Below are 23,801 nucleotides of genomic sequence, written 5' to 3' on the forward strand. Positions count from 1 at the left end.
CTAGCCCTCGACGATGCTGAGTTCGTCGAACACCACTTCTCCGGCGGCATCGGACTCGGGGAGATCGACGACGGCGGTCAAGGCCCAGCCGTGATCGCCCTGCGGGTCCTCGAGGACCTGACGCACGCGCCAGAACTCGGGGGCCACCTCCACCTGGAAGAGCTGGGGTCCACGCGCGGAGGGTCCGGTGCCCACGGTGGAGTACTCGTCGAAGTAGGGGAGGAGCTGTTCCTCCCACTCGTACGCGTCGATGCCGTCGCCGAGCGCCTCGAGCTCGGACCACCGTCGCCGTGACGCCAGCTCGATGCGCCGGAACATCGCATTGCGCACCATCACCCGGAATGCACGTTCGTTGGCGGAAATGGGTCGTGGGACGTCGGCACCGAACGCGACCTGCTGAACGTCACCTTCCGCGCCCGGATCGGTAAGTGATTCCCACTCGTCGAGAAGGCTGGAATCCACCTGGCGGATGAGTTCACCCAGCCACTCGATGAGATCGTCGAGTTCTTCCGTCCGAGCTTCCGTCGGAACCGTCTGCCGCAAGGCGCGATAGGCGTCGGCGAGGTAGCGCAGGACCAGTCCCTCGGACCGTGCCAGTCCGTAGTGGCTGACGAGCTCGGCGAAGGTCATTGCCCGCTCGACCATGTCGCGGACCACCGACTTGGGTGACAGCGCAAACTCCGAAATCCACGGATGCCCACCGCGATACATCTCGAACGCCGGGAACAGTACATCGGACAACGGCTTCGGCCACGTGACCTCCTCGAGGAGTTCCATGCGCTCGTCGTACTCGATTCCGTCCGCCTTCATCTGCGCGACAGCCTCGCCGCGGGCGGCATGCTGCTGCGCCATGAGTACCTGCCGCGGGTCGTCGAGGGTCGACTCGATGACCGAGACAACGTCGAGCGCATAGGATTCCGACTCCGCGTCGAGTAGTTCCAGCGCCGCGAGCGCGAATGTCGACAACGGTTGGTTCAGAGCGAAGTCCCGTTGCAGTTCCATCGTGAGCCGGGCCATCCGCCCATCGGCATCCGGCTCGTCCAGGCGCTGCACGATGCCCGCGTCGATCAACCCGCGATACAGCGACAGTGCCTTCAAGATGTGCTTACGCTGCGCGGGCCGCGATTCGTGGTTGTCCTCGAGGAGATGCCGCATCGAGGCGAAACAGTTGCCGGGTCGCGCGATGACATTGAGCAGCATGGAGTTCGATACCGAGAACCGTGAGATCAGCGGCTCGGGTGAGGCTGCGACGAGGCGGTCGAACGTGGCCTCGCTCCACGAGACGAATCCGTCCGGTGCCTTCTTACGCTGGACCTTCCTACGTTTCTTCGGGTCGTCGCCGGCTTTGGCCAGTGCCCGCAGGTTCTCGACCTCGTGCTCGGGGGCCTGGACCACGACGGTGCCGAGGGTGTCGTACCCCGCGCGGCCGGCACGTCCCGCGATCTGATGGAACTCGCGCGCACGCAGGTGGCGCGTGCGGCTGCCGTCGAACTTGGTCAGGCCGGTGAGGAGCACGGTGCGGATGGGCACGTTGATGCCCACCCCCAGTGTGTCGGTGCCACAGATCACTTTGAGTAGTCCGTCCTGGGCCAGCTTCTCGATCAGCCTGCGGTACTTGGGCAGCATCCCCGCATGGTGCACACCGATACCGTGCCGCACGAGGCGGGAGAGGGTCTTGCCGAAGCCGGTGGTGAATCGGAAGCCGCCGAGTGCCTCGGCGATGGCATCCTTTTCGGCGCGGGAGCAGAAGTTCACACTGGTCAGCGCTTGGGCACGTTCGAGCGCCGCGGCCTGGGTGAAGTGCACGACGTATACCGGAGCCTGATTGGTGGTCACCAGTTCTTCGATGGTCTCGCTCACCGGGGTGGTCGCATACGAGAACATCAGCGGAACGGGTCGCTCGGTACCGGCGACGACGGTGGTAGGCCTGCCCGTGCGCCTCGTGAGGTCGGTGGAGAAGAAGTCGACCTCACCCAAGGTGGCGGACATCAAGAGAAACTGGGCGTGGGGAAGTTCGATGAGTGGCACCTGCCACGCCCAGCCACGATCCGGCTCGGAATAGAAATGGAACTCGTCCATAACGACTTGCCCGATGTCGGAGTCGGGTCCCTCACGTAGGGCGAGATTCGCGACGATTTCTGCGGTCGCGCAGATGATGGGCGCCCGGGAGTTGACGGCGGCGTCACCGGTCATCATTCCGACATTCTCTGCGCCGAACACCTCACAGAGCGCGAAGAACTTCTCGCTCACCAGGGCCTTGATGGGGGCGGTGTAGAAGGTGCGCTTCCCGGTGGCCATGGCGAAGAAGTGCGCACCGACCGCGACCATCGACTTGCCGGATCCGGTGGGCGTCGCCAGGATCACATTGGCGCCGGAGACGAGCTCCATGATCGACTCTTCTTGGGCGGGATAGAGCCGCAGACCTCGATCTTCGGTCCACGAGGTGAAGGCGTCGAAAACGGAATCAGGATCCGCGTCTTCGGGGAGAAGGTCGGGAAGAAGCACTGCTACAGGCTAGCCGTACAGCAGCGCGCCACTCTCGCGCCTATGTAGCGCTGCGTTCGTCGGAACCCATGGCGTCGAGAACAGCCATTCGGGTGGACGCACTGCCGGTGATCGTTCCCTCACCGACACCGGAAATCAACATCTGCCGCCATCTGGCCTCGTCGAATGCCAGCGGACGACTGCCGGCGAGGAACTTCTCGATGGTGCGCAGAAAGCGCATCGGGTCGTCCCGGAACGGGAAGTGACCGGCACCGCGAAAGATCTCGAGGTGTGAACCCGGCATGGCGGCATGAGCGAGGTGGGCGTGAGCGACCGGGATGACCGCATCCTGGTCGCCCCAGATGAGTTGCACCGGGAGGTTCTCGGTCAGGTAACACCGGTCGAGCATGGTGACCACCTGACCGCGCCAGTCGACGACCGCGCGCAGCGTGCGTAGGTACGCCTCGTACGCCGTGGGGTCGTACAGCTCGGCGAGCACGCGGACGAGGTCCGGGGTGTCGTGCAGGATCGCGCCGGGGCGGAGCCTGGTTCCGTTGAGCTGGCCGATCGCATTGCCGAGCAGCCGGACCGTCGGCATTGCTCCGGGAATGCGCAGCAGTTTGAGTGCCTCGTTCAGGATCGGGACCGACGCGAGGCGGAGCAGGGGATGGACGTCCTTGGTGACGCCGCCGGCAGAGACCAGGACCAATCGGTCGACCATCTGCGGAAACTGGTAGGCGAACTGCATAGCTACTCCGCCACCGAGTGAGTGCCCGATGACGGTGACGTTGTCGATGCCGAGGGTCGAGAGCAAATCGCGCATGCCGTTGGCGTAGGCCGCCACGGAGTAGTCGGCGCGGGGCTTGTCGGAGCGTCCGTGACCGAGAAGGTCCGGTGCAATGACTGTGTAGTTGCGGGCCAGATGCGGGATGATCTCGGTCCAGGTGGACGAGTTGTCCCCGATTCCATGGATCAGGAGCAGGGCTGGGCCCTCACCGGCCATGCGGAACGCGCGACGGTATCCGTGGATGGTGCGAAACATCATGCGGGTTTCGGCGTCGGGAACAGGCCTGAGCTTACGAATGCGAGTGTCGCTCATGTCGCCTCCTGAACTAGGTGAACTTCCCGAATGTTGACCTCTCAATCATCCGCTTCGGTTCGACGCTATTGCACGGGCGTCCGGTGAACAACTGATCAGGGCGGTCGCACAGCCACCGGGTGGCGGCCGCACAGCCGCCTTTCCGTCAGGCTCCGCCCGCTGTTCCGGACTCGCCATCGGACCGCTCTCCATGGCCGTCCTGCTGCGCTTGCTCGGCAAGGAAACGCTCGAATTCGGCCCCCAATTCGTCCCCGCTCGGAAGGTCTTCCTCGCTGGCCAGCAGGCTCGACTGCTGCTCCTGGGCCGTTACGTAGGCATCGTACTGACGCTCGAGGGCATGAACCACGGTTTGGACCTCTTCGTTACCCGCGATGTGCTCGTCGACCTGTTCCTTCACCCGTGCGGCTGCCTCCCCGAGCGCGTTGAGGGGCAGCTGAAGATCTGTGACCTCACTCACATTCTCCAGGAGGGTTTCGGCCGCCCCCGGGTAGTCGGTCTGCGCAAGGTAGTGCGGAACGTGAACGGAAAACCCGACCGATTCGTGACCGTGCTGAGCCATCCGTAGCTCGATCAACGACGACGCGCTGCCGGGTACCTGAAGTTCGCCTGCCCAGCGCTGGTGGTCCTTGATCAATTCCTTGTTGGTCGAATGAGCAGTCACTCCCAGCGGCCGAGTATGCGGAATCGCCATCGGGATCGCGTTGATGCCTACTGTGCGCCGGACACCGAGTTGTTCTGCCAGCAGGCGAACCGCAGTGGTGAAGCGTTCCCACCGCAGATCGGGCTCCATTCCGGCCAGCAGAAGGAAGGGGGTCCCCGCCGTGTCCTTCAGGGCATACAGATTCAGTTCCGGCTGGTCGTAGTCCGAGAAGTGGTCGGACTTGAAAGTCATGGTCGGGCGACGTGAGCGATAGTCGACCAGTTCGTCCACCGCGAAGGAGGCGACCAATTCGCTCTCGAGGCTCTCCCGGAGGTGTGTCGTTGCAAGTTTGACGGCGTGGCCCGCGTCGGAGAAACCTTCGAGTCCGTGGATCAGCACCGGTCCCTGCCCGTCCGCGGAGGACAGCTGCGGCGCGGGAAACTCGAGCTCGTACATCTTCGACTGTTCGTCCATCACAGACCTCATCTCCTTCGTGCGTGACCTCCAGTGTCCCCTATCGTCTCCGGCATCGATACGTCGGACATTCTTCGCGGAGGTCTGCTTCGGGGGAACGCCTCGAAGGCAACGGATAATTCCCGTGTACCCCGTTTCCGTGTTCGCCCACAGCGAGATCCCATGCCCAGCGTGGTGGGCAGGTCGCCGCGAACGGCATCCGCGCTCCTGGGCGGATGAGCGGCACTCAGTGCTCGACGTGCCCCAGCGAAGCGATTTCGGTGGACAACTCGTGAAGTCGGCGCTGTGCTCGTGCGAGTCGACCCCTTAGTTCGAGGATGTCGACGTTCAGTTGATCCCGCTCGGCCAATCGCCGGGCGAGCTCGTATTGAACCGATTTGGTCTTCATCTTTTCACGATACGCCCAGGACAATGGCAGCTCCTCTCGGAAAATGGCGTGGACGCGGGTAACGAGGTGTCGAATCCGCGGGCCCATCGCCCGCGCGAAGTTGAGCGCTCTGCCTCCCCGAGGGCACTGCGGGCGTCTGGCAGAGTGGCGGAAAGGGCTCGCGACGAGCCGCCAGCAGCGGTACGGGAGGTCGACGGTGAGTTCGCGGCGTACGACGTGTCGAAGCGCGGTCCTCGTTCCTGTCGCTGTGCTTGCCGCGGTAGCCGGGGCGCTCGCGTCATGCGCGTCCGAGGTCCCGGGTGTGGCTCAGCCCTCGAGCAGCATCGCGGCCGGAGTGCCCTCCGGCAAGGGTTTGTCGGCACTGTTGTTGGAGCCGTCCGACTTCCCGTCCAAATATCTGGCGATCGTGTTGCCGCCGCACGCTGTGTCGATGGCCGCACCGGATCTCACGGGTGTTCCCCAGGACGCCGTCGTCGATCCGTCGGAGTGTGCTCCGCCGACCCAGGACTACGGGCCGACCGGAACGGTGATGGCCGTGGGCACCGACAACGCGAGCCGGTCGACGATCACGGTGGAGCTCGCCAAGACAGACACACCGCTCGACGAACTCGAGCAGCAGACTGCGAACTGCGGTGAGATGACCGTAACGGCCAGCGGTGCCGAATCGACCGTCGCCACCGACATCATGCCTGCCCCGCCGATTCGAGCGGACGACACGCTGGCCCTGCGCCGCACGGTTCGATCCGGCAGTGACGGCGACAAGGTCACGCAGTCGATGCTCACGTTGATCGCGCAGGTAGGAGATGTCCGTGTGTCGGCAACGTTCATGTCCTTCGGACACGCCACGGCAGACACCTCGGCGCTCGACGACGTGTTCACGAAAGCGGTGCAGAAGGTTCGGTCAGGCTGAGCGCGGCAGCTAGCACACGGCTCCGACACCCTGCGCGGGTCCACAGCGCATTCGTCCGGCTCGGCTGCCCGTTTGTCCACAACCTGCCGCTCATCCACAGCCCGACCCATTGTCGCTGGTCGGTGAATTCGGGGGCTCCGGTGCGCGTTCAGAGTCAAGTGCATGACGACGTCCGCGTTTCCACACAGGTCCGGTTCCGACCCCACCGGCCGACACTTCTTGCCACCCGAGCAGCTCCGCCTGTGCGATCCCGGCGACCTCCTCGCCGCGATCCCCGCGCTCCTCGGCTTCCGTCCGGAACGGTCCATTGTGGCCGTGTGTTTGACGGATGATTCGACGGTCGGGGCCGTGATGAGGCACGACCTCGTGCTCGGAGGCGGTGATACACCGACTGCACCCATGTACGCGGCCGTGGACCAATTCGCTGTGGTATGCGAGCGTGAACAGGCCACGGGCGTGCTGGTCGTCCTCGTCGACGACCGATTCGCGGATCCTACGGACACGTCACGGGCCGAAGTGGCAAGTATCGTGTCGGAATTCGAGGACCTCCTGGATCGGACGTCCACCGAACTGCTCGATGTCTTCGTGACCGCCGACATCGGCGCCGGCAACCGGTGGTTCGGACTGCTGGGTGGGGGACGATACGGTGTGCAGTCGGATCCGGCGGCCTCTCATGTCGCCGTGGCGCAGGTCGTCAGTGGCCGGGTGATCCGGTCGTCCCGTGAGGATCTGGAAGCGACCGTAGAGGCAGGTCCGGTCGGCGAGCGGGTCCGCATCGCCGAACTCCTCGACGATGTTCGCGAATCCGCCGCGCCGAGAGGCGGATTCGTGGGACGCATCGACACCCGGGGTGATCGCCGCGAACTGGAATTCGTGCTGGCCCACATCGCACGGTTGCATTCGGGACAGGGAGTGGCCGCGCACGAATATGTCGAGCTGGCCCTGGCGCTGGACAATCTGGTTGTTCGCGACAGTCTTCTCGCGCTCGCCGTCAGCGCATATGCCGACGATGCCGAACAACTGTGGATTCTGCTGGCACGTCATCTTCCCGATCCCGAACGGGCCACCGCAGCAGCCCTTCTCGGGTACAGCGCGTACGTACGCGGCGACGGACCGCTGGCCGGCGTTGCCTTCTGCGCGGCACTGGAATCCGATCCTGACCATGCACTGGCCGCGCTCCTGGACAACGCCTTGCAGTCGGGACTTCGGCCGGCGTCGGTTCGGGAACTGGCCGGTCTCGGCTACGACTCAGCGCGGAAGATCGGCGTCACCCTGCCGCCGCCGATCGACACCTGAGAACAGCATCATCGCCGCGCCGCGTGGGACCTGTCGCCGAGTTGTTGCAGATAGGCCCACGCGTCGGCGACGATCTCATCGAGATCGGTGTGTTCCGGCCGCCATCCGAGTTCCGCGATGGCGCGGTCACTGGACGCGACGAGAATCGCTGGGTCGCCGGCTCGGCGCGGTGCGTCCTCCACCGGGATGGGCAGTCCGGTGACCCGGGCACAGGCCGAGATCACCTCGCGGACACTGAATCCCGCACCGCTGCCGAGGTTGTAGATTCTGTGACGGCCGTCGATGGACGACTCGAGCGCGAGCAGATGCGCCTCGGCCAGATCCAGAACGTGAATGTAGTCGCGGACCGCCGTCCCGTCCGGCGTGGGCCAGTCGGTTCCGAACATCGAAATCTTCTCGCGTTGGCCGAGCGCGACCTGAAGCACAAGAGGGATCAAATGCGTTTCCACGACCCGGTTTTCGCCGACCGACTTGTACGCGCCCGCCACGTTGAAATAGCGCAGGCTCGTCGCGGCGAACGAATGCGCCACTGCGTAGGACGTGATGGCATGGTCGATGGCGAGTTTGGTGGCTCCGTATGGATTCGTGGGACGGGTCGGATCCGCTTCGGTGATCGGCGAATGCGCCGGCTCACCGTACGTGGCGGCCGTCGAGGAGAAGACGAGCCGCCGCGTTCCCGAATGCCGCATGGCTTCGAGGAGTTCGAGAGTGGTGACGACGTTGCCGCGCCAATACTTCTCCGGGTACTCCACGGACTCGCCGACGAGCGACTGGGCCGCGAAGTGCAGCACACCGTCGAACCGGGGAGTTCCGCTGGTCCCGAGGACATCCACGGCGACGTCGGCGACGTCACCTTCGATGAACTCGGCACCGAGCGGCACCGCGTCGGCATTGCCCGTGGACAGGTCGTCGATGATGACGACCTCGTGTCCCCGCTCGAGCAACACAGTGCTGCACACACTGCCGACATAACCGGCGCCGCCGGTGACGAGAAGTTTCATCGACTATCCCTGGACCTTCACCTGGACGGCGTGCGCCATCTCTTCGGAAAGGTCGAATCCGCTGTGACCGGGCACGGTGATCGTGACCGATCCCGGTTTGGTCTCGACCGTCACGCGGGCGTCCGGAACCACGCCTGCCTCGCGCAGTTGACCGATGACATCGGGATCCGACTGAACGTGCTCGGCGAGGCGCCGCACGACTACAGCTGTCGGCTTACCGGGAGGAACGTCCGTGAGACGGATGAGTGTCTCCGGCGCGTCCACCGGGCGTTCGAGGCCGAGCAGGGCGAGTCCGGGAATCGGATTTCCGTACGGCGACGTGGTGGGGTTGTTGAGCACCTCCACGAGCCGCCGTTCGACCTCTTCACTCATGACGTGCTCCCAGCGGCACGCCTCGGCATGGACCTCTTCCCACTTCAGGCCGATGATGTCGACCAGAAGGCGCTCCGCCAGTCGGTGCTTGCGCATGACCGACACCGCAAGTTCGCGCCCCTTCTCCGTCAGTTCCAGATGGCGGTCACCGGCGACCAGGAGAAGGCCGTCGCGTTCCATCCGGGCGACGGTCTGGCTCACCGTCGGGCCGCTCTGCTCCAGTCGTTCGGCAATCCGTGCTCGAAGTGGGACGACGCCCTCTTCTTCCAAGTCGTAGATCGTCCGGAGGTACATCTCCGTGGTGTCGACCAGATCCTTCACACTCACACCCCTTCGTCCTTGCCGATTCTACCGGTCATCGGCCCTCACCGGCGCGCTCCCTCCCGGAGCGCGCTCAGCCGGGCCCCGGGAGGGGTCTGCTCGCGCGGTCCCCGGGCCGCGGGAGGGGTCTGCTCGCACGGTCTGCGGAGGACCAGTAGCGTGAGTTCATGACCGCGTCGTTCAGTTCCGGGGAGGATTCGGCTGCAGTGGTATCGAACCGTGTAGTCGTGTGGAGTCCGGACTATCTCAGCTACCGGTGGAGTGCGGACCACCCTATGAATCCCACTCGGCTCGAGCTCACCATGTCGCTCGCGCGTGCGTTGGGAACGCTCGAGGGTGTGGAGTTGGTTCGTCCCGACGCGGCCGCCGACGCAGATCTTCTGCGCATCCACACCCCCGGATACGTCGAGGCGGTCAAGCAGGCCGGGCACTCGCAAGCCTCGGGCGTGCTCGGCGCGGACGCGCCGTACGGGCTCGGTACCGAGGACAATCCGGTGTTTCCGCAGATGCACGAGGCGAGTGCCATCCTCGCCGGCGGCTCTCTCGCTGCGGCCAAGGAAATCGCATCGGGGCGCACACGCAGGGCGGTGAGCATCGGCGGGGGAATGCACCACGCGATGCCCGGCTGGGCGTCCGGCTTCTGTGTGTACAACGATGTCGCCATCGCCATTTCCTGGTTGCTGGACAACGGGTTCGACCGCATCGCCTACATCGATGTCGACGCGCACCACGGGGACGGTGTCCAGCACGCTTTTGCCGGCGATCCACGTGTACTGACCATTTCGTTGCATCAGCATCCTGCGACGTTGTGGCCCAATACCGGGTGGTCCAGCGAAGTGGGCGAGGGGGCGGGGGAGGGTACCTCGATCAACCTTCCGGTCCTTCCGGGCACGGTGGATGCACTGTGGCTCAGAGGGTTTCACGCCATCGTTCCCGGGGCGATCGCGGCGTTCCGCCCGCAGATCGTGATCAGCCAATGTGGTGTCGACAGCCACCGTGAGGATCCGCTCGCCGACCTGTCACTGACGGTCGACGGTCAGCGTGCAGCGTTTCTCGCGATGCGTGACCTTGCGGATCGGTACTCGGAGGGTCGCTGGCTGGCTGTGGGCGGCGGCGGCTACGGGCTCGTGCGGGTGGTTCCGCGGTCGTGGACACACCTCATCGCCGCGGCCCTGGACCGCGAGATCGACACCGGCACCGCAGTACCCGAGGTGTGGCGCGAGCAAGCGTCTGCGCTCGCACCCAGTGTCGACCTACCCGAGACGATGGGTGACGGTGGCGAGGTCGCCTACCTGCCCTGGGATGGACCGGGAGGCACACCGGAAACAGGAAACGCTTCGGTCGACCGCGCACTGACCCGCATCGACTCCGCAGTCATCGCCACCCGCCGGGCCTGCTTCCCGCTACTCGGCCTCGATCCGGAGGATCCTCGTGACTGAATCGACGGACGGCGCTCCCGATTCGGCGCACGACTACCCGCATCACTGGGTGGTCGATGTGCTGGCAGCGGACGGCGGCGCGGTGGCGCTGCGGCCGATCGTGCCGGAGGACGCCGAGAAGCTCGTCGCGTTTCACGCGAAGTTGTCCGAACGTACCCGCTACCTACGCTATTTCGGCCCGTACCCCACCATGTCCCAACGCGACATCGTGCACTTCACCACCGTCGACCACAAGAATCGGGTGGCATTCGTGGTGGTGCTCGGCGACGAGATCATCGCCGTCGGGCGGTACGAACGGCTCGTCGGTGAGGGTGACGGCAAGTCGGCGGAAGTGGCATTCGTCGTCGCCGACGCGCACCAGGGACGGGGACTCGGGCCGATCCTCCTCGAGCATCTCGCCGGGGCCGCAGCAGAAAACGGGCTCACCATGTTCGTCGCCGAGGTCCTCGCGGAGAACCGCAACATGGTCACGGTGTTCCGCGAAGCGGGTTATCAGGTCAGTCGCAGCTACGAGGGCGGAGTGCTCAAACTCGAGTTCGCGATCGACCCCACCGAAGCCATGGTCTCGGTGCGCAATTCCCGGGAGCGGGCGGCCGAGGCGCGCAGCATGCGGAACGTGCTCAGTCCGCGGTCGGTTGCGGTGATCGGTGCCTCCACAGACAGTGCCAAGGTCGGGCACGCCGTGCTCACCAACCTGCTGCGGGCCGGGTTCACCGGCCCCGTGTACCCGGTCAATGCTGAGCATCGTTCCGTCCAGGGTGTGCGGGCCTACCCGACCGTCCGCGACATTCCCGACGAGGTGGATCTCGGCGTGGTCGCCGTCCCTGCCGAGTCGATCAGCGCGGTTCTCGACGACTGCCTCGACAAAGGCGTCAAAGCGCTCGTCGTGGTCTCGTCCGGATTCAGCGAAACCGGGCTCGACGGAAAGCAGTCCGAGAGGCGTCTCGTACACGCGGCGCGGGCGCACGGGATGCGGCTCATCGGGCCCAACGCACTCGGAGTGGCCAACAACGACACCACGGTGTCCCTCAACGCCACGCTGGCGCCCGTGCTCCCGAGCCCTGGCAACGTCGGATTCTTCTGCCAGTCCGGTGCGCTCGGAATCGCCATCCTCGACGAGGCTGCCCGCAGTCGAATCGGCTTGTCTGCGTTCGTCTCGGCCGGCAACCGGGCTGACGTCTCGGGTAACGATCTCCTGCAGTATTGGGATTCCGATCCTGCTACCGAGGTGGTCCTGCTCTACCTCGAAAGTTTCGGCAACCCACGGAAGTTTTCGCGCATCGCTCGCCGCGTCGCCCGCAACAAGCCGATCGTCGCGGTGAAAAGTGGCCGGCACGCGGTTCCCCCGGCCCTGGCGGCCACGGGCGTCGAAATGGACGATTCGATCGTGCGGGCACTGTTCGAGCAGGCCGGTGTCGTGCAGGTGGGGTCGATTTCCCAGCTGTTCGACTGCGCCCTCCTGTTCGGGTATCAACCGCTGCCTGCGGGGCCGCGGCTCGCTGTGGTCGGAAATTCCACCGCCTTGGGGGTGCTGGCCGCTGACGCGGCGCGCAGCGAAGGCCTGCACGTCGGCGACCCGGTCGACCTCGGACCGCAGGCCGGACCGGACGAATTCGCCAGTGCCGTGCGCACGGCGCTGTCCTCGGCCGACGTCGACGCGGTCATCGCGGTCTTCGTTCCGCCCGTGGCCATACCTGTCGAGCCGTTCGCCCAGGCGCTGAAGGAAGCCGTCCGCGATGCCGACAAGCCGGTTCTGACCACGTTCCTCGCAGCGGAGGGCGTCCCGGACGTCCTCGCGGTGCGGGGCGAGGACGGACATCCCACGCGTGGCTCGGTGCCGTCCTATCCGGGACCGGAACGGGCCGCGCTGGCGCTTGCGCGCGCCTGGCGGTATGCCGCGTGGAAGAGCAAACCCGCATCCAAGGTCGTGCGACCCGCCGGGATCGACCCCGAGAAGGCGAAAGCGATGGTGGACACCTGGCTGTCCACGTCGTCGGGGCGGTGGCTGTCCGATTACGAGGCGGCGCAACTACTCGCGTGTTACGGAGTCGAGGTGGTGGAGTTCCGCTCGGCCACCACCGAGGAAGAAGCTGTTGCCGCGGCCGGCGAACTCGGCTACCCGGTGGCGGTGAAAGCGACCGGTGAGCAGTGGCGCCACCGCCCCGACCTCGGGGGTGTGCGGCTCGACCTCGTCGGCCCCGACTCCGTTCGGCTGGCATACCGCGACCTGGCCGCGGCATCCGGTGAACCCCTCCTTCACGTGCAGCGAATGGCGACGAAGGGAATCGGCTGCGTGGTCGGCGTGCAGGACGACCCGTCGTTCGGCTCACTCATCTCGTTCGGGCTCGCCGGCGTGATTTCCGACCTCCTCGGGGACCGCGCGTACCGGGTGCTGCCCCTCACCGAAGACGCGGCTACCGAACTGATCGATGCGCCGAAGGCTGCACCGCTGCTGTCGGGCTACCGGAGTGCGGTGCCGGTGAACAAGTCGGCGCTCGTCGATCTGGTCCAGCGGATCTCCGCGCTCGCCGACGACCTCCCCGAGGTACGGGAACTGGCCTGCGAACCCGTACTCGCGTCCGCCGAGGGCGCTCAGGTTACCGACTCACGGGTGCGCATCGGTCCGGAACCGAGTTTCGCCGACCTGGGGCCACGCAGGCTCCGTTAGATGCGACGCTGCCGGCGCCGGTCTCGAAGACCGGCACCGGCAGCGGGTAGACACAAATCAGTCGGTGCAGAGCGAAGGATCAGCTGGCGTAGGAACGCAGCCGCTCCGCGCGATCACCCTGACGAAGCTTGCCCATCACTTCACGCTCGATCTGGCGGACCCGCTCGCGTGAGAGCCCGAAGAGCTTGCCGATCTGATCGAGGGTGCGCGGCTGACCGTCGTCGAGTCCGTACCGCAAGCGGATCACCTGCTGCTCGCGTTCGTCGAGAGTGGCCAGAACGCTGCGAACGTCGCTGTGCAGAAGACCGGCGATGACCGCGTTCTCCGCCGACGTGGCTTCCGAATCCTCGATGAAGTCGCCCAGAGGAGCTTCTTCGTCGTTGCCGACCGGCATATCCAGGCTTACCGGGTCGCGGCTGTGGTCGAGGAGATCCGCGATCTTGTGGGCCGGAATGCCCGACTCCTCCGCCAGTTCGTCGTCGGTGGCCTCACGGCCGAGTTGCTGGTGCAGTTCACGCTTGATGCGGGCGAGTTTGTTCACCTGCTCGACGAGGTGCACTGGCAGCCGGATGGTGCGGCTCTGATCGGCCATGCCCCGGGTGATCGCCTGACGGATCCACCACGTGGCATACGTCGAGAACTTGAAACCCTTGGAATAGTCGAACTTCTCCATCGCCCGGATCAAGCCCAGGTTGCCTTCCTGGATGAGGTCGAGCAAGGGCATGCCGCGGCCCGTGTAGCGCTTGGCCAGCGACACGACGAGGCGAAGGTTCGCCTCCAGCAGGTGCGCCCTGGCCGACTGTCCGTCGCGGACGATCGTTGCAAGGTCTCGCTTCTTCGCGGGGGACAGTCGCTTGCCGGTCTCGAGAACATGCGCGGCGTACAGCCCAGCCTCGATTCGCTTGGACAGCTCCACCTCGTCTGCGGCAGTCAGCAGAGCGGTGCGGCCGATCCCGTTCAAGTAGACGCGGACCAGGTCGGCAGCCGGGCTCTGGGCGTCCAGATCGGCGGCGCTGGGGCGAATGCGAGTAGTGGTGCTGGGGCTTGTCATGACTTGCCTCCTCATCGGTGGTGTCTCATAGGGAACAACGCTCCGACGGGCACGGAAAGTTCCCGGACACTTTTCGGTAGGAGGGCTCTGACCTGCGACTTCGTGCGTTCGGTCCTGAGAAGTTGCTGAGAACACGTATAAGGGGAACCGCACGGAACCCCAGCGGCTACACCGGCAGCACCAAACCGTGCCGCACGAGAGAGTGCACGAGCGGTATCGCCGACTCGGCGAGGTCGGCGGCAACCATGTCGTGGGCGGCAGCCAGGAGATCGATCAGTTCTCCCAGAACGAGACCGTCGCTCCGCATTCCCGCGACGAGGGAGGCGACCAGGTCGTCGATCTCGTGCTGCCATGCGGGACCGTTCCCGCGATGCAGTCGTGCGACCACCTGAGTCCACCCCTCCTCACCGGGGAGGAAGACCCGCTCGAGCGCTGTGCTCTCCTGCACGTGGAAGCGGGCCGTGAGCACGTCGTTCTCGCGCAACCACGCCACCCGGTCGAAGTAGGCGAGCGCCTCCGCCCCCAGCGGATCGTCGAAACCGTGCGTGAGATCCTCGGCCAGGAGGTCGGTGGGCGCGTCGGTCCGACGCAGGTAGACGAACCCGAATCCGACTCCCTCGACATCGGCGCTCTCGAGGTGATCGAGCCACTGCTCGGCCGTCGCGGCGGCAGAGGGATCCTTGGTGTCCAGTCCACCGTCGCGCATCCAGGTGCCCACGTAGAGGGCTGGGTCGGCCACGTCCCGCTGGACCACCCACGCGTCGATGCCGTGTGCGGGCAACCATGACGCCACCCGGCTCCGCCAGTCCTCTCCCGCGACGTGGACCCAGGACGCGAGGAGCGCGGCGGTGCCGCCGGGAGCCAGGTAGTCGGGAGACCGGGAGATCATCAGTTGGCTCGCACCGTCGAGGTCGAGGCCGGAGTCGCGATACGTGCGGCCCACTGTCGCTCGGCTGACGACGAACGGCGGATTCGCGACGACCTGGTCGAAAGTGCGGCCCTCCACCGGCTCGAACCACGACCCGGTCAGCAGTTCGACCTCCTCTTCGTTGAGGGCCATCGTGACGGCTGCCAGATCCACCGCCCTGACGTTCAGGTCGGTTGCGGTGACCGACTGCGCATAGGTCGTTCCGTGCAGGGCCTGGATGCCACACCCCGTTCCCACGTCGAGGAGAGACCCGACGGGCGCCGCCGGGGTGGCCTGCAACAAGGACAGAGAGGCGTGGCCGACCCCGATGACGTGATCGACCGCAGTCTCGCGGGGGCGCATCGACCCGTCGAGGTCCGAAAGCACCCACCGATTTCCGGAGCCGGTATCGATGGGCCGGAGGTCCAGTGCCGCGCGGACGACACCGGCATCGCTCTCGAGGAGACCCGCGTCGACCGCCGCCTCGACGCTCAGCGGGTGGAGTGCGGCCGCGACCTCGGCGGTCGGGCAGTCGTCGCCGAGAAGGAACAACCGGATCAGTGTTCCGAGTTCACCGCAGCTCGCGCTGGCCCGCCGGACCGGGACGGGCTCGTTGCGGCCCAGTGCGGCATGGATGTCCGGGCCCAGCGTGTCGAGCAGGGTGTCGGTGTCATACCGGTTGCGAAGGAGAGCTTCTCGCAGGGGAGCGCAGATCGACAGCAGTGTGTTGCGGTTCACCGGTGCATTGTTGCAGGTCGCGCTCCGGTGTCAGCCTTCGATCGTTCGGTGCGGCGGCGCAGGCAGAGCGGTGGTGTCTCGATGGTCGTACCGACTCGGTTCGTCCTTGGTGCGCGGGGGCCGGTCGTTCGCGATGAGGACTGCGATCCACGGCAACGGGATGGACAGACCGATGATCGCCATGGAGATCCAGGCATTGCCCCAGATGCCGTAGGCCGCCGCGGAGAAAATAAGTGCAGGGAAGCGGAACGACATGATGATCAAGTACTTGCGGACACGCGCGCGGTGCTGATCCTCGATGGATCGCGCCGCTTCGGTGATGAGAACCGGGTTGTTCGGTGAGCCGGCTTCGCCTGATGCGCCGAACCCTGCACTTCGGGCCATGCCTCCACTGTTCCACTGTCGGGGAGCAAATGCACACGGCGGGTCGTGGGGGTGGGATCCTCGGGCCGTTGCGGCATTATTGAGGGGTGAGCACTCAAACAAAGGAACGGCCCGACGTCACCACTGACGAGTCGACCGATGACGACACCCCGAAGTTCTTCCATTACGTGAAGAAGAACAAGATCGCCGAGAGCGCTGTGATGGGCACGCACGTCGTCGCGCTGTGCGGTGAGGTCTTCCCGGTCACCAAGTCCGCGAAGCCGGGATCACCCGTCTGCCCCGATTGCAAGAAGATCTATGAGGGGTTGCGCAAGGGCGAATGAGGCGTCGACGGTTCACGCAGACCGGGGGACGCGGGGGTTTCGTCCCGTAGGACCCCGTCTTCCGGGGCGCTCTCAGGGCTGCCCTCTCCCGGGCTGCCGTCTCGGGGACGGTTTGGTGTGGCGTCCCCGTCGGAGGCCTCATGTCTTCCGCCTTGCCGATTGCGGTCGCCGATGATGTTGATCGGTCCCGTGGCGATGCGGCGGGTGAGGTTGGTCACCGGACCCGCCGAGGGGCTATCGGCTTGGGCGGCGATCCAGTCCCGCATCTGATCGATGCGAGTCGCGCGGGCCGGCCAGAACTCCTGAATCGTTGCGTTGAACTCGGCGCCCAGAACCACGGCGAAACCGAGGAAGAACGTGAAGAGCAAGAACGCGATCGGGGCGGCGAGCGCCCCGTATGTGTATCCGGTACCGGTCGCCCAGCTCAGGTACCGCCGCAGGCCCGTGCTGGCGGCCAGGAAGAAGACTCCCGCCACGAGTGCGCCGCCGAGCAGGCGGTGCCAGGGCAGCGACTTCGGCAGCGCCACCTTGTACAGGGTGGTCAGGCCGATGATCATGAGCAATCCGACACCCGGGTAGTAGAACGTGTCCACGACTTCCGTTCCGATGGTGCGCCACGCCTCGGGCAGGACCTGGCCGACAAGGGTAGGTCCCAGCGCCACCAGCGGCAGGGTGAACACCGCGAGGACGAGAAAAGCGACGTAGAGCAACAACGCGAAGACCCGCTGCCAGACGGGGTGGCGTGCCTCCTGCTGCCCGTGTGCCTCCACGATCGAGTCCACGAACGTCGAGATTGCGGACGACCCGGCCCACAGCGACAGCAGGAAACTCAGGGATACGATCTCCGGGCGACCTTGACGCAACACGTCGCCGACAGTGGGGCGGATGATCTCCTCGACCACACTGTCGCTGAATACGGTTCCACTGAAGGTGATGATCTTGGACTGGATGATGTCGACAGTGTCCGGCCCGAACCATCCCCCCACGTAACCGAGCATTCCGAGCAGTCCCAGCAGGAGCGGGGGCAGCGAGAGGGTCTGCCAGAACGCAGCGGTCGCCGCCTTGGCGAAGATCGAGTCGTCCCACGCCTGGCTCGCTGTGTGCGTGATCACGCTCAGCGTCCGGTGTAGCGGATGCCACCGCGCTCGGTGTCGGGCGGCGCCCTTGTCCGACGCCTTCGCGCGCGTTTCGCTCATGATTCCTCCAGCATCCCTGACGACACGCCCGGTTGCCCACCGCTGCCTTCCTCGTGTCGCAAAGAATCTGCCGCTGCCGGGCGCCGCGAATGCGGTTCGAGTCGGACTCGGACGCTAGGCTCCTTGACGGACAGCACCCGCGGGGCTGGACCGGAACACGTCGGACGGACACACGAGGAGTGCAGCAAACAGTGCCATGTCAGCGGAGGGCCGCCAGTGAGTGCTGAGACCGTAGGTCCCGGGGCGGCGCAGATAGTGGGCACCGAGGCATATCTCGCTCAGACCGAACCAGCTCGACCGGCGGCGGGGTCACTGCGCGCTTGGCAGCGTCGTGCCCTGGCCAAATACCTGTCCACCGGTCCGCGCGATTTCCTCGCTGTCGCAACACCGGGTGCCGGTAAGACGACGTTCGCGCTGCGGGTGGCGTCGGAACTGCTGCGGGACCGCACGGTCGACCAGGTGACGGTGGTCGCACCCACCGAACACCTCAAACACCAGTGGGCCGAGTCGGCAACCCGCAACGGGATCGCCCTGGACTCGTACTTCTCCAACTCGACCGGGCAGACCTCGAGTGATTACCAGGGTGTGGTGGTCACCTACGCGCAGGTGGCTTCCCACCCGTTCAAGCACCGGGTGCGCACCGAGAGCCGGCGCACGCTGGTGATCCTCGACGAGATCCACCACGGCGGTGACGCGAAGAGCTGGGGAGATGCGATCCGTGAGGCGTTCGGTGATGCCACGCGCCGCCTTGCGCTGACCGGAACGCCCTTTCGAAGCGACGACAGCGCGATTCCTTTCGTCACGTACGAACCCGACCGAGAGGGGCTTCTCCGGTCGAAGGCCGATCACTCGTACGGATATTCCGATGCGCTCGCCGACGGAGTCGTCCGGCCGGTGGTGTTCCTCGCATATTCCGGTGAGGCCCGGTGGCGGAACAACGCGGGCGAGGAATTCTCGGCTCGACTGGGCGAGCCCCTCAGCGCGGAACAGACTGCGCGTGCCTGGCGGACCGCGCTCGACCCTGCCGGTGACTGGATTCCGGCTGTGCTGCACGCCGCCGACACCCGGCTCGGACAGCTACGTGCGGGTGGTATGCCCGACGCGGGCGGACTTGTTATCGCCACCGATCAGACGGTTGCCCGCGCGTATGCCCAGACGTTGACGGCCGTGACCGGCGAAGAACCGGTCGTCGTGCTCTCGGACGACCCCACGGCCTCCAAGCGGATCGCGGAATTCGGCGCAAGTACCCAAAAATGGATGGTCGCCGTCCGGATGGTGTCCGAGGGTGTCGACGTTCCCCGCTTGGCCGTCGGTGTCTACGCCACCAGTGCGTCCACCCCCCTCTACTTCGCGCAGGCGATCGGACGGTTCGTGCGGTCGCGGCGCAAGGGTGAGACCGCCAGCGTCTTCCTTCCGTCGGTGCCGGTTCTTCTTGACCTTGCCAGCCAGCTCGAGGCACAGCGAGATCACGTACTGGGTAAGCCGCATCGGGAGAAGGAAGGGTTCGACGACGACCTCCTCGCCGACGCGAACAAGCAGAAGGACGAGCTCGGGGAGGACGAGAAGGCGTTCACCTCGATCGGCGCCGACGCGGAACTCGATCAGGTGATCTACGACGGTTCGTCCTTCGGGACGGCGACCTTCTCCGGTTCGGACGAGGAGGCGGATTACCTGGGATTGCCGGGGCTGCTCGACGCCGAGCAGATGCGCGCGCTACTTCGTCAACGCCAGCAGGAGCAGATCAGCAAGCCGGAGGCCCCGCCCGTCGTTGCGCCACCGGTCCCGCAGGTCGCCGAGCGGGTGGCAGCAGCGGGGCAGCTTGCCCAGCTCCGGCGCGAGTTGAACAGTCTCGTCGCGATGCACCACCACAGGACAGGAAAGCCGCACGGCACCATTCACGGGGAACTGCGCCGAGTCTGTGGTGGACCGCCGACGGCCATTGCCACCGTCGAGCAGCTGACCGATCGGATCGCCACCCTGCGCCAGTGGTAGCTCGTGCACATGTGGGCGACACAGAAGAGACCGGCGAGTGCAGGCACTCGCCGGTCTCTCGGTCTGAAGAGGTGAGCCTGGGACGGGTCACCCGGGCTGACGTATCAGATTGCAGCTTCGGCTTCGGACACGATCGTGGCGTTCATCTCGCGAAGACGGTCTGCGTGCTCGTTGGCGTGGTGACCGCAGAAGAGCAACTCTCCTCCGGTCGGAAGTACCGCGCGAACGCGGGCTCCCGCACCGCACCGGTCGCACCGGTCGGCTGCGGTCAACGGGGGGCTGGTCAGTGTTCCGGGCATGACTCCTCCGTACTGGCTTTCGACTGGTGCCGAGTGCCTGGGGCCTTGGTCCGCCGCGTCGGGGTGGCGCGGTGGATCTACTCTGTCAGACGTTTGCGGTTTACGCGTTGTTCCCGTAGGCGTTTCTCAGTGTTGCATCACACACGAAACAGCTCGGAAACCTGCGCAACACCCCGTGACGAGGGCGAATATGAACAGACTTCGCGGTATGAGTTCGCTGACAGCTGATTCGCCGTCCCGCGTCGGAACGCTATTCTCGCCGAGTGAATTCGGAACAGGCGCTCGTGCACATCTGTAGCCGCGATGACTGGAATGAGGCGCTGGGAAGCGGCCGACGTATACCGGAGTCGTTCGGCGCCGACGGATTCATTCATCTGTCGACGCCGGCGCAGGTGCACCTGCCGGCCAACCGGCTCTTCGCGGGGCGCTCGGATCTGGTGATTCTGTGGCTCGATCCGACCGCTCTCGGCTCGCCGGTGCTCTGGGAGCCCGGTGTGCCGACCGACCCGTCCTCGATGCTCTTTCCCCACCTCTACGGGCCACTGCCGTTGGCTGCGGTCACCTCGATCGAGGACTACCGTCCCGGCGCCGACGGCCGGTTTCCCGCTCTGGTGTGACGGAACCGAAAGACCGCGCGGGTCGCCGAACACCCTCTCGCGCGCCCGACACCGCCGTGTCGCCCCGCGGGACTACCGTGGAGGCATGAACGTAGAAGTGACGCCTCTACCCGGAATCGGCGTACGCAAAGACTTCGTACTCGCCTCCGGTCGTCGTATCGGTGTCGTCAGCCATCGTGACGGTCGCACAGACCTGATCGTGTCGAAACAGGACGACCCCGACGCGTGCGCCGCGTCCCTGCCGTTGAGTACCGAGGAGGCGGCGGTCCTCAGCAATCTGCTGGGTGCGCCGCAACTGGTGGCCCAATTGGAAGAGGAGCACCGCGACCTCCCCGGAATCCGCACCAAGCAGCTCTACATCAAGGAAGATTCCCGGTTCGACGGGCGTCCGCTCGGGGATACGGCGATGCGTACCCGCACCGGGGTCTCGATCGTCGCGGTAATGCGGGCGGGCGAGGTGTACCCGTCGCCGAAGCCGGATTTCATGCTCACGTCAGGCGATCTTCTAGTTACCGTCGGAACCACAGAGGGACTGGACGCAGCGGCCAAGCTCCTGGCCAACGGCTGACAGTCCCGTGAACACCACCACGCTCGCGCTCATCGAACTGGGCGCGGTGTTTTTCGCGCTCGGGCTTCTCGGCCGCCTCGCCGCACGATTCGGCATGTCGCCGATCCCGTTCTACCTGCTGGGCGGGCTGTGCTTCGGGAGTGGCGGCTTCGTCCAGCTCGGAGACATCAGTGAGTTCAGCCATATCGCCAGTGAGATCGGAGTCGTACTGCTTCTGCTGCTTCTCGGCCTCGAATACACGGCCTCGGAGCTCGTCACCGGTTTACGCAGATCGTGGATGGCCGGTGTCGTCGATCTGGTTCTGAACGCCGCGCCGGGCGCGGCCGTCGCGTTATTCCTCGGCTGGGGGACCACCGGGGCGGTGGTGCTGGGCGGCGTCACCTACATCTCGTCCTCCGGCATCATCGCGAAGGTCCTCACCGATCTCGGCCGCCTCGGCAACCGGGAAACTCCGGTCGTGCTGTCCATCCTGGTGTTCGAGGACCTCGCGATGGCCGTCTACCTTCCGATCCTCACCGCGTTGCTCGCCGGGGTCAGTATTCTCGGTGGCCTCGAGGCAGTCGGCATCTCGCTGATAGTGATTTCGGTCGTCCTGGTGATCGCCCTGCGGTACGGACGCTACGTCTCCGCTGTGCTGGACAGCCCGGACAGTGAGACGTTGTTGTTGAAGTTGCTCGGCGCAGCCCTTCTGATCGCCGGGATCAGTTCGGCGATGCAGGTGTCGGCTGCGGTGGGGGCCTTCCTGCTGGGGATCGCGATTTCCGGTTCCACCGCGCACAACGCGAGCCGCGTCCTCGAACCCCTCCGCGATCTCTTCGCCGCCATGTTCTTCGTCGTGTTCGGTCTCAACACGGATCCGACGGCAATTCCCCCGGTCCTCGGCTGGGCCGTCCTTCTGGCGGTCACCACAGCGCTCACCAAGATGATCACCGGTGCGTGGGCGGCCAAGCAACAGGGTGTCGGCCGCCTGGGCCGCGCCAGGGCCGGGGTGGCGCTGATTGCGCGGGGGGAATTCTCGATCGTCATCGCCGGACTCGCCGTGGCGGCCGGTGCAGTCGAAAGCCAACTCGTCGCCCTCGCCACGGCCTACGTTCTCCTGATGGCGGTCATCGGACCCATCGCGGCGCGTGTGGTGGAACCGGTCGCCGAAGCATGGCTGCGAGTGCGCGCGAGCGCCTGAGGGCCCGACACCGGTCCCTACGACACGACGATGCCCCGGACTCGGAAGTCCGGGGCATCGAGTGGGATCTGTGCGTCTAGTCCAGGTAGTCGCGCAGCACCTGGGACCGGGACGGGTGCCGCAGCTTCGACATGGTCTTGGATTCGATCTGACGGATGCGCTCGCGCGTGACGCCGTACACCTGTCCGATCTCGTCGAGCGTGCGCGGCTGCCCGTCGGTGAGTCCGAAGCGGAGCCGGACGACACCTGCTTCGCGCTCGGACAGCGTCTCGAGTACCGACTGCAGCTGGTCCTGCAACAACGTGAACGACACGGCGTCGACGGCCACCACAGCTTCGGAGTCCTCGATGAAGTCACCGAGCTGGCTGTCGCCCTCGTCACCGATGGTCTGGTCGAGGGAGATGGGCTCACGGGCGTACTGCTGGATTTCCAGCACCTTCTCCGGCGTGATGTCCATTTCCTTCGCGAGCTCTTCGGGAGTGGGTTCGCGACCCAGGTCCTGGAGCAGTTCACGCTGGATGCGGCCGAGCTTGTTGATGACCTCGACCATGTGCACCGGGATACGGATGGTGCGTGCCTGGTCCGCCATGGCGCGGGTGATGGCCTGACGGATCCACCACGTTGCGTAGGTCGAGAACTTGTAGCCCTTGGTGTAGTCGAACTTCTCGACTGCACGGATGAGGCCCAGGTTGCCTTCCTGGATGAGGTCGAGGAAAGCCATGCCGCGGCCTGTGTAGCGCTTGGCCAACGACACCACGAGGCGAAGGTTCGCCTCGAGCAGGTGGTTCTTGGCGCGGTTGCCGTCACGGCAGATCCAGCTCATGTCGCGACGCTGGGCGGCGGGAAGCTTCTCGCCCGCGTCGGCGAGCTCCTGCATGATCTGCGTGGCATACAAGCCCGCCTCGATCCGCTTGGCGAGCTCCACCTCCTCCTCGGCGTTCAGGAGGGCGACCTTGCCGATCTGCTTGAGGTAGGCACGGACCGAGTCGGCCGAGGCCGTCAGTTCGGCGTCCTTCCGGGCCTGCCGGAGCGCCTCCGACTCTTCCTCGTCCCACACGAAGTCGCCGGATGCCTTGTCCTTGTCGGACGGCTCTTCGGCTTCGTCCTCCTCGCCGACTGCAACGACCTCGACGACATCGGACTCAACCTCCGCGAGGTCACCCTCGGTGATGTCGATGTCCTCGATGTCCGCGACATCCTCGTCGGGGCCGTCCTCACCGTCGCCGGTCTTGCCGGACGTGGCCTTCTTGCCGCCCGCCTTCTTTGCTGCTGCCTTCTTCGCAGGAGCCTTCTTTGCCGCCGCTTTCTTGGCGGGAGCCTTCTTGGCCGGAGCCTTCTTCGCGGGAGCTTCCTCGACTGCCGAAGCAGTTCCGTCGGCGGCCTGTGCGACTGGTGCTTCCGGTCCTGACTCTGAAGTCGAATCAGCAGTCTGACGTGTATCGGTGGCTGCCACG

The 23,801-nt window shown here is 65.7% G+C and carries 21 protein-coding genes; 9 read left to right on the forward strand and 12 right to left on the reverse strand.

Translation table 11 applies throughout. The annotated features are described in order from the left end of the window. From JQT59_RS20390 to JQT59_RS20405, 4 genes are all read right to left on the reverse strand, one after another. Positions 1-2,505 (reverse strand): DEAD/DEAH box helicase, encoded by a 2,505-nt coding sequence (locus JQT59_RS20390; RefSeq protein ID WP_213571758.1) that lies wholly within the window; start codon positions 2,503-2,505, stop codon positions 1-3. A gap of 40 nt (positions 2,506-2,545) precedes the next feature. Further along, on the reverse strand, positions 2,546-3,583 hold the full coding sequence (locus JQT59_RS20395) for an alpha/beta fold hydrolase (RefSeq protein WP_213571759.1): 1,038 nt from the start codon (positions 3,581-3,583) through the stop codon (positions 2,546-2,548). A 145-nt stretch (positions 3,584-3,728) separates the two neighbouring features. After that, on the reverse strand, positions 3,729-4,697 hold the full coding sequence (locus JQT59_RS20400; RefSeq protein WP_213571760.1) for a proteasome assembly chaperone family protein: 969 nt from the start codon (positions 4,695-4,697) through the stop codon (positions 3,729-3,731). A gap of 226 nt (positions 4,698-4,923) precedes the next feature. Beyond that, positions 4,924-5,085, reverse strand: a complete 162-nt coding sequence (locus JQT59_RS20405) for a hypothetical protein (RefSeq protein WP_213571761.1) — start codon at positions 5,083-5,085, stop codon at positions 4,924-4,926. Positions 5,086-5,332: 247 nt separating this feature from the next. Between JQT59_RS20405 and JQT59_RS20410 the strand changes: the two genes are divergently transcribed. Both JQT59_RS20410 and JQT59_RS20415 read left to right on the forward strand, forming a co-directional pair. After that, the gene (locus JQT59_RS20410) at positions 5,333-5,995 is read left to right on the forward strand and encodes a DUF5642 family protein (protein ID WP_502939870.1); all 663 of its coding nucleotides are present in this window, start codon (positions 5,333-5,335) and stop codon (positions 5,993-5,995) included. Between the two features lie 162 nt (positions 5,996-6,157). Further along, the gene (locus JQT59_RS20415; RefSeq protein WP_213571763.1) at positions 6,158-7,291 is read left to right on the forward strand and encodes a DUF4192 domain-containing protein; all 1,134 of its coding nucleotides are present in this window, start codon (positions 6,158-6,160) and stop codon (positions 7,289-7,291) included. A gap of 8 nt (positions 7,292-7,299) precedes the next feature. Here the strand turns inward: JQT59_RS20415 and galE are convergent, their stop codons facing one another. Both galE and JQT59_RS20425 read right to left on the reverse strand, forming a co-directional pair. Beyond that, the gene (gene galE, locus JQT59_RS20420; RefSeq protein ID WP_213571764.1) at positions 7,300-8,292 is read right to left on the reverse strand and encodes a UDP-glucose 4-epimerase GalE; all 993 of its coding nucleotides are present in this window, start codon (positions 8,290-8,292) and stop codon (positions 7,300-7,302) included. A gap of 3 nt (positions 8,293-8,295) precedes the next feature. Then, positions 8,296-8,985 (reverse strand): iron-dependent transcriptional repressor DtxR, encoded by a 690-nt coding sequence (locus JQT59_RS20425; RefSeq protein WP_109335161.1) that lies wholly within the window; start codon positions 8,983-8,985, stop codon positions 8,296-8,298. A gap of 167 nt (positions 8,986-9,152) precedes the next feature. Here JQT59_RS20425 and JQT59_RS20430 point away from each other — a divergent pair, with 167 nt between their 5' ends. Together JQT59_RS20430 and JQT59_RS20435 are read left to right on the forward strand one after the other, a co-directional pair. After that, positions 9,153-10,424 (forward strand): acetoin utilization protein AcuC, encoded by a 1,272-nt coding sequence (locus tag JQT59_RS20430; protein WP_213571765.1) that lies wholly within the window; start codon positions 9,153-9,155, stop codon positions 10,422-10,424. Further along, positions 10,417-13,092, forward strand: a complete 2,676-nt coding sequence (locus JQT59_RS20435) for a bifunctional acetate--CoA ligase family protein/GNAT family N-acetyltransferase (RefSeq protein ID WP_213571766.1) — start codon at positions 10,417-10,419, stop codon at positions 13,090-13,092. Before JQT59_RS20430 ends, JQT59_RS20435 begins: the two co-directional genes overlap by 8 nt. A gap of 79 nt (positions 13,093-13,171) precedes the next feature. Here the strand turns inward: JQT59_RS20435 and JQT59_RS20440 are convergent, their stop codons facing one another. The 3 genes from JQT59_RS20440 to JQT59_RS20450 form a co-directional block, all read right to left on the reverse strand. After that, on the reverse strand, positions 13,172-14,143 hold the full coding sequence (locus JQT59_RS20440) for a sigma-70 family RNA polymerase sigma factor (RefSeq protein ID WP_109330679.1): 972 nt from the start codon (positions 14,141-14,143) through the stop codon (positions 13,172-13,174). A gap of 166 nt (positions 14,144-14,309) precedes the next feature. Beyond that, complete coding sequence (locus JQT59_RS20445; protein WP_213571767.1) at positions 14,310-15,788, reverse strand: DUF7782 domain-containing protein; 1,479 nt, start codon at positions 15,786-15,788, stop codon at positions 14,310-14,312. 30 nt (positions 15,789-15,818) lie between these two features. Continuing rightward, positions 15,819-16,172, reverse strand: coding sequence for a DUF3099 domain-containing protein (locus JQT59_RS20450; RefSeq protein ID WP_109330675.1), 354 nt, complete (start codon positions 16,170-16,172; stop codon positions 15,819-15,821). Positions 16,173-16,258: 86 nt separating this feature from the next. On the opposite strand from JQT59_RS20450, the gene JQT59_RS20455 reads away from it, so the two are divergent. Continuing rightward, a complete protein-coding gene (locus JQT59_RS20455; protein WP_213571768.1) occupies positions 16,259-16,495 on the forward strand; it encodes a DUF3039 domain-containing protein in 237 nt (78 codons plus the stop codon). On the opposite strand, the gene JQT59_RS20460 is transcribed toward JQT59_RS20455, so the two are convergent. Continuing rightward, on the reverse strand, positions 16,468-17,691 hold the full coding sequence (locus tag JQT59_RS20460; protein WP_213571769.1) for a YihY/virulence factor BrkB family protein: 1,224 nt from the start codon (positions 17,689-17,691) through the stop codon (positions 16,468-16,470). The genes JQT59_RS20455 and JQT59_RS20460 overlap by 28 nt on opposite strands. Before the next feature lie 216 nt (positions 17,692-17,907). On the opposite strand from JQT59_RS20460, the gene JQT59_RS20465 reads away from it, so the two are divergent. Then, positions 17,908-19,683, forward strand: coding sequence for a DEAD/DEAH box helicase (locus tag JQT59_RS20465; protein ID WP_502939722.1), 1,776 nt, complete (start codon positions 17,908-17,910; stop codon positions 19,681-19,683). A gap of 104 nt (positions 19,684-19,787) precedes the next feature. Here the strand turns inward: JQT59_RS20465 and JQT59_RS20470 are convergent, their stop codons facing one another. Further along, a complete protein-coding gene (locus JQT59_RS20470) occupies positions 19,788-19,982 on the reverse strand; it encodes a DUF7455 domain-containing protein (protein WP_005240831.1) in 195 nt (64 codons plus the stop codon). A 263-nt stretch (positions 19,983-20,245) separates the two neighbouring features. Between JQT59_RS20470 and JQT59_RS20475 the strand changes: the two genes are divergently transcribed. The 3 genes from JQT59_RS20475 to JQT59_RS20485 all read left to right on the forward strand — a co-directional run bounded on the left by JQT59_RS20475 (position 20,246) and on the right by JQT59_RS20485 (position 22,347). Then, positions 20,246-20,599, forward strand: coding sequence for a DUF952 domain-containing protein (locus JQT59_RS20475; protein ID WP_213571770.1), 354 nt, complete (start codon positions 20,246-20,248; stop codon positions 20,597-20,599). A gap of 85 nt (positions 20,600-20,684) precedes the next feature. Beyond that, positions 20,685-21,167, forward strand: a complete 483-nt coding sequence (locus JQT59_RS20480) for a cation:proton antiporter regulatory subunit (protein WP_109330669.1) — start codon at positions 20,685-20,687, stop codon at positions 21,165-21,167. A 7-nt stretch (positions 21,168-21,174) separates the two neighbouring features. Then, positions 21,175-22,347 carry a cation:proton antiporter gene (locus tag JQT59_RS20485; protein WP_213571771.1) on the forward strand — a complete coding sequence of 391 codons (1,173 nt, stop codon included), beginning with the start codon at positions 21,175-21,177 and terminating at the stop codon, positions 22,345-22,347. A gap of 76 nt (positions 22,348-22,423) precedes the next feature. On the opposite strand, the gene JQT59_RS20490 is transcribed toward JQT59_RS20485, so the two are convergent. Then, positions 22,424-23,800, reverse strand: coding sequence for an RNA polymerase sigma factor (locus JQT59_RS20490; RefSeq protein ID WP_109330665.1), 1,377 nt, complete (start codon positions 23,798-23,800; stop codon positions 22,424-22,426). Between the last annotated feature and the right edge of the window lies 1 nt (position 23,801).

The organism is Rhodococcus sp. USK13 (assembly GCF_018343855.1).
GTDB classification, from domain to species: domain Bacteria; phylum Actinomycetota; class Actinomycetes; order Mycobacteriales; family Mycobacteriaceae; genus Rhodococcus_F; species Rhodococcus_F oxybenzonivorans.